General features: G+C 60.6%; 7 protein-coding genes. 6 read left to right on the top strand and 1 reads right to left on the bottom strand.

The features are described from left to right. Window positions 1-346, bottom strand: a 346-nt coding sequence (locus tag BMY53_RS25130; protein ID WP_092949902.1) for a hypothetical protein, incomplete at its 3' end; no start/stop codon positions are given. 122 nt (window positions 347-468) lie between these two features. Here BMY53_RS25130 and BMY53_RS25135 point away from each other — a divergent pair. The 6 genes from BMY53_RS25135 (at window position 469) to BMY53_RS25160 (ending at window position 5,685) form a co-directional block, all read left to right on the top strand. After that, window positions 469-780, top strand: coding sequence for a hypothetical protein (locus BMY53_RS25135; protein ID WP_092949904.1), 312 nt, complete (start codon window positions 469-471; stop codon window positions 778-780). A 260-nt stretch (window positions 781-1,040) separates the two neighbouring features. After that, the gene (locus BMY53_RS26150) at window positions 1,041-1,178 is read left to right on the top strand and encodes a hypothetical protein (protein ID WP_177201050.1); all 138 of its coding nucleotides are present in this window, start codon (window positions 1,041-1,043) and stop codon (window positions 1,176-1,178) included. Window positions 1,179-1,356: 178 nt separating this feature from the next. After that, window positions 1,357-2,694 carry a hypothetical protein gene (locus BMY53_RS25760; RefSeq protein WP_143074251.1) on the top strand — a complete coding sequence of 446 codons (1,338 nt, stop codon included), beginning with the start codon at window positions 1,357-1,359 and terminating at the stop codon, window positions 2,692-2,694. 9 nt (window positions 2,695-2,703) lie between these two features. Continuing rightward, window positions 2,704-3,009: a hypothetical protein gene (locus BMY53_RS25150; RefSeq protein WP_092949910.1), complete on the top strand. Its 306-nt coding sequence runs from the start codon at window positions 2,704-2,706 to the stop codon at window positions 3,007-3,009. 4 nt (window positions 3,010-3,013) lie between these two features. Continuing rightward, window positions 3,014-4,225, top strand: a complete 1,212-nt coding sequence (locus tag BMY53_RS25155; RefSeq protein ID WP_092949912.1) for a zonular occludens toxin family protein — start codon at window positions 3,014-3,016, stop codon at window positions 4,223-4,225. A 572-nt stretch (window positions 4,226-4,797) separates the two neighbouring features. After that, window positions 4,798-5,685, top strand: coding sequence for a rolling circle replication-associated protein (locus BMY53_RS25160; RefSeq protein WP_092949914.1), 888 nt, complete (start codon window positions 4,798-4,800; stop codon window positions 5,683-5,685). The last annotated feature ends 76 nt before the right edge of the window (window positions 5,686-5,761 follow it).

Raw genomic sequence — 5,761 nt, forward strand, 5'->3', positions numbered from 1 at the left:
TGCACATTGTGCAGCGGGGCTCAGCCAGGACCTGGATCGCGAAAAAGCCTGCGCTGACGAAAGTAAGCATGGTCGCCACCACGCCATGACCCACGTTTCCCAGAGCACTCAGCAGGCGTTCGCCAAGCGGTGTGTTGGCGTGCTTCTCCAACAACGCTTCTCGGATTACCTCGTCGATGTTGAAGCCGGCAAGGTCGGCCATCAGGGCTCGGTATTCCACGCCGCACTTGGCATGGCCGTTGCGCCATCCGCTCACCTTTTGGCGGTCTACGCCGAGGATCTGAGCGAGCTTGTAGTCGCTGCCTGCGCGAGCGGAAGCGGCGTTGATCAGGTCAACCAGTTGCATTAGTAGTCTCCAGCGATTACAGTCCGTACGTAGCCTGCAGAGGCTACGTAATCTCAAACGAAATCATACGCCGGCCTTCGTGCCTACATCGCCCACGTGGCAAACCAACTTAGGGAACACCCATGACCAGCAGCATCCTGCAAGTTTTCAAGATGAATGAGCCCAAGACGGGCATCAGCGTCAAAACCGGTAAGGCTTGGTCCATGCAGACCGCCGAGTGTGCTCTGTGTGATGAGGCCGGCGTGATCCTGGAAGTCGGCACCGTTCGCGTCACCAAGGAGCTGGAAGGTACTAAGCCCGGTACCTACAGCGCGTCGTTCTCGCTGCGCCGCGATTACAAGACTGGTGAGATTGGTGCCATGGTCACGGCCCTCACTCCGTACCCGCCTCAGCGCGCTGCTCGTGCTCCTGCGCCCGCGACTGCCGCGGTCTGATCGTGCTTTGCGCTGAACTCGTCGCCACCGACGCCGGCTACGTTGTCCGGCAGTCAGGTGCTCAGCCCGCAGATCCCTCTGGGTGCGCGCTGGTCCTCGTTGAGGGTGGCGACGTTGCTGCGCTTCAGCTTTTCAAAACCCCCACGGCTACCGAATTTGCAGTCGCCTGGGCGTGGGGTTTCTCTCTCGTGGTCGGGGTCTACGTTGCTGCGTGGGCCGCCGGGGCGCTGCTGAACTCGTTCAAACGTTGAGGAGGTTCTATGGATCTGTCTGCACTCACTGGCGCTGTTGACCTGACCACGGTCACTGCTGGCATCCTGGCCATCGCCGCTCTGAAGATGCTGCCTGCTGTTGCCCGCTGGGCGACTGCTCGCATCGTGTCGATGTTCGGTCGCTGATCGGTCGTCGATGCCCGCCCCCAGTGCTCACGCCTGGGGGCATTTTCACTTTTGAGGCTCGTGATGCTCTGGCTGCTTCTTGCGACATTCATCGGCACCCTCTCGGGCTGGGCCTGCGTGCAGGGGTTCACTCATGGCTAGGTTCGGTGCCCTGATTTCGTCGTGGGTAGCGCTCTGCTTGTTCGTTGCGATTGCGTGCACGCCTGCTCTTGGTCAGGTCAATGTTCCTAGTAAGCAGGTGGCCCCGGTGCCTGGGTATTGCTACAAGGCAACGTTGGCTAGCTGGACGGGGCAGGACTGTTATTCCTCGGCCGGTGCGGCCGTTGCTGCTGCGGTCGCGTATATGAATGCGCAGGTTTACGACGGTGGGTCATTCACCTACTGGAGCGTTTACACGGTGGTCAGCATCCCGGATCTGTCTGCCGTGTCCTCGGGCACTGCGCGCTATACCGGGCAGAGGTGCTATAGCAATCGTGCCTGCGATCCTGTGGATACGACGATCTCGGGTCTGGTCGGCAAAACAAAGGTGGCTGATTCGTGCCCGGCAAACGCGGAGATGGGGGGTGGTACCTGCTGGTGCAGCGCTGGTTTCCAGCCGGATGGCACAGGTACGGCTTGCGTGCCTCAGTGTCAGGTGGGCAACGTACTCTCTTCTGGCTATTACGACATTGGCACAAATGCTCAAGCGACACCGTTGTTGTGGCAGTGCAAGAACGGCTGCGGTGCGAATTTCGATGGTGAGTCGCCCGCTGGGTCCGCGATGGTCGATAACACGAAGCATTGGTACGCCAAAGGGCAGTATTTAGGCAACGGGATCCCTTGCACAACGCCGTCTAACGCTCCTGAGGGGCTTCAGGTGCTGCCGGCCGATTCGTGCGACCCAGCTAAGTACGATAAGGGCACGTTTAACGGCAAGACGATCTGCACGCTCAAGGGCACGAATACCCCTGCCACACCTGCGCCGTCGGCCAGCAGTAGCTCTTCGTCTAACAGCACCACGACGAACAATTCGGACGGGTCTACCACGACGAAGGAGACCTCGACCACCACTGCTGCAAATGGCAGTTCCACGACGACGACGACGACGACGACGACGAATCCGGACGGCTCGAAGAGTTCTAACACTGTGGTTGTGACTACGCCCAGTCCGACGAGTGACGATGACGAGAAAACGGCTTGCGAGAAGAACCCTAGCGACAAGGGCTGCGGCGGTTCGGCCGCGACGATTGGCTCGTCCTGGACCAGCAAGACTGCTGGCAAGTCGTTCAGTAGTGTCGTCAGCGGGTTTGTCGGCAAGGTGGGTGGCACTCCGTTGGTCACTGCGACGCGCGGCTTCTTCACGGTGAGTACTGGCGGGTCATGCCCCACTTGGTCGACCTCGGTGCCTTATCTCAACATGAGCCTGGACTTCACTGCGTTTTGCTCGTCTACAGCTATGGCGGCGTATCTCGTCGTGCGTGCCGTGCTGCTGGTGCTCGCCTCGTGGCTGGCCTTCCGTATAGCGCTTGACAACTGAGGGGCCGCCATGTTGTCCGAATTCACCAAGTGGCTGCTGGACCTTCTGCGGCAGTTCTTTACCGACCTGTGGCAGTTCGTCACGGATCTGGTGCTCACCGTGCTGGAGGGCATCCTGGACGCCGTTGCTACGCTCCTTGCGGGGATCCAGGTCCCTGATTTCCTGAGCGCTGGCTTGCAGTCCGTGTTCTCTGGGCTTGACCCTGGCGTGCTCTGGCTGGTGTCGGAGATGGGTGTGATGGCTGCGCTTGCGGTCGTCGGCACTGGCTTCACGGTCCGCATCGTCCGCAAGCTCGTAACGCTGTTCCAGTGGTGACGCGATGATCATTTTTCATGAGGGTCTCCCCCGGTCTGGTAAGAGCTATGAGGCAGTAGTACGGCGCATCATTCCTGCATTGAAGGCCGGCCGTGCCGTCGATGCCTATATCGAGGGGCTCGACCATCAGAAGCTTGCCGACCATGCTGGTATCTCGCTGGAGCGCTGCCAGGAGTTGTTGCAGGTCCTGACGCGTGAGCAGGTTGAGGGCGTGCCTGAGGTGGCGCGGGATAACGCCCTGGTGGTGCTTGATGAGGCACAGAATTTTTGGGGCACTGGTGGCAAGCTCGGTCCGGCGATCACGCAGTTCGTCACCGAGCATGGGCATCGCGGCATTGACATTGTGTTGATGGGCCAGAGCATCAAGGACGTGCACCCGCTGTGGCGTCGCCGCGTCGAGCTCAAACTGTGTTTCTTGAAGCTCTCCGGGCTCGGTGCCAGCGGCCGCTATTCCGTCGCCACCTGGCGGCACAAGGGAAACGATAAGTACGACCGTGTCAGCGTGGTGGCCGGCAAATACGACACGCGCTACTTCGGCACTTACGCCAGCCACGTTAGCGCAGACACGAACACGGAGAACTATCACGACTCGCGCGCCACGATCTGGGGCACGAAGGCGTTCACGGTGGGTCTGCCGCTCATGCTGGTTGCGTCTGTGGTAGCGGTCTGGGTGTTGTGGCGGTTCTTTCATCCGCCCGCTCCTGCCGCTGGTCCTGCGCCTGCTGCTCTTGCGGCGTCCTCACCGGCTGCGCGCTCACAGCAGTCTGTTGTTCCTGGTCCAGCCGCCCCGCCCTCCTCTGCCGTTGATGACCGGTCCCGATCTCCAATAGAGCGTCACCTCGGCGGCATGAAGGCCTATCGCCTGCGTCTGGCTGGCTTGGCCCGGATGGGTGAGCGCGTCAACGGTGTTGTGGAGTGGGTGTCAGGCGATACGCGTGTCATGGAACGCATGAGCCTGGACACGCTTCGCACCCTGGGTGTTGCTGTGGTGGTGTCCGGCGATACGGTGCAGCTCGCTGTGGGCGACTGGTACGGCTTTGCGACACCGTGGCCCATCGAAGGCGAGATTCGCGTGCCTCAGGCTAAGCAGGACGAGATTCGGGGCTACGGTGGCCAGATCGTGGCGGCAGGGCCCGGTGGCGTGTCCGCTCAGCCGCGTGACCTGCCTGGGCCTATCGCCCTCACGCCTGCACGCGGTGATGCGGGGGTGCGGTGAAGCCTGCAGGCCACTCCTCATTCAAGACAAGACCCGGCATTAGTGAGGTCGTCTTCGCATGGTGGGCCACAGGCCCGGATCAGCAGGTTCGCAGCTCGCTTGGTCAAGCCTCAGCCGCCTGCCGCGCTGCTGCCCGACAAGCGGAGGGCAGCGGCGCCGCAGGCGCCGCTAGATTTATCTCTAGGACACTTCAGAACACAGGGAGTTCCGATGCCTGATTCCACCGATGTTTGGGTTACGTCCTTCGGGGACGTGGTCACCCGCCAGGACCTGACGCGGGTTTGGTGTGGTGAGTGTTTTGGTACTGGCTGTGTGCTTGGCGAGTCGTCTACCGGTCAGGTCATTGCCCTGCTCTGTGGTGAGTGCGATGGTCTGGGGTGGTTCCCCGACCTGCCAGAACGGCCGCAGGGCTCTTGAAATGAAGCGGCCTAGGGTCTGGGTCCAGGGGGATCTGTTTGGAGGCCCTGGCATCGAGATAGACGCCCGCACGGGCAGACCGATCAAAAAGAAAGCCCCGGCGACTGCTACCAACAGTCCCAGGGCGGTGACCAACGATCAAAGGAGGATCGCAGGTGGAACGCATAGTGGATGGTTTCCGGTACGAAGGCAAGGAAAGTGACGAATTCCTGCTACATATCCATGACCTGGGCAACGGGCACAAAGAGGCCGTAATTCAGCGTCAGATCATCTGGGAAGAGGTCGGCAGGCTTGATCCCGAGGCGTGGGCGCTGTACCTCGAGTGTCGCGACCGTGAGTCCTCAGAGCGGGAGGAGAAGAACCGTATGAGGGCCGCTCGACGGGCAAAGACCAAGGTGCGTAAGCTGATCAAGGTGCTTGGCCTGGACTCCATGCTCACGCTGACCTACCGAGGTAACCAGCAAGACCTGAACGTCTGCAAAGTGCACTTCAAGGAGTTCGTGCGCCGCATGAAGCGACTGATCCCTGGCTTCGTGTACGTCGCTGCCTTTGAGCGCCAGGAGCGTGGTGCGTGGCACGTGCATATGGCGGTGCACAAGGTGCCCTTGTCGTTTCGTGAGGGTGGGCACAAGGTCAAGAGCTACGACGTGATTCGTCGCATCTGGCGCAGTGTCACGGGGGACTGGCGGGGCAACATCGATGAGGCGGCTCGTAAGCGTTGGGTGCAGCGGAGCCCCGCGAAGATTGCCTCGTACATCAGCAAATACATGCTCAAGGCCTTTGAGGATGGTGAGGACTGGAGCAATCGCTATAGCGCGAGTGCTGTGCGTCTTGATCGTGATGGCAACGTCGTAAAGGTCAGCTTGCCGGCAGCTGTGGTGCTGCGGTTCAAGGGGTATTCGATGCTGGATCTGATCGCCCTTGCGTACGACGAGATAGCGGACGGTGTATGCGACTGTGCCCCGTGGCTATCTCGGTTTGGTGATACTTTTTTCATGTCCACGGAGTCTTTGTCCGGGCGAAAAAAAGCCCCGCTGCATTAAGCTGGCGGGGTCATGTGTTGCTGTCGGTGTACTGTGTATATGAGTGTCTGCTAACGCAACAACCTGCACATTGTGC

Source organism: Roseateles sp. YR242, assembly GCF_900109745.1.
Lineage (GTDB): Bacteria > Pseudomonadota > Gammaproteobacteria > Burkholderiales > Burkholderiaceae_C > Roseateles.

Coding starts and splice junctions, on each gene's coding strand:
- BMY53_RS25150 (WP_092949910.1), top strand. CDS start 2,704: ATGTTGTCCGAATTCACCAAGTGGCTGCTGGACCTTCTGCGGCAGTTC.
- BMY53_RS25135 (WP_092949904.1), top strand. CDS start 469: ATGACCAGCAGCATCCTGCAAGTTTTCAAGATGAATGAGCCCAAGACG.
- BMY53_RS26150 (WP_177201050.1), top strand. CDS start 1,041: ATGGATCTGTCTGCACTCACTGGCGCTGTTGACCTGACCACGGTCACT.
- BMY53_RS25155 (WP_092949912.1), top strand. CDS start 3,014: ATGATCATTTTTCATGAGGGTCTCCCCCGGTCTGGTAAGAGCTATGAG.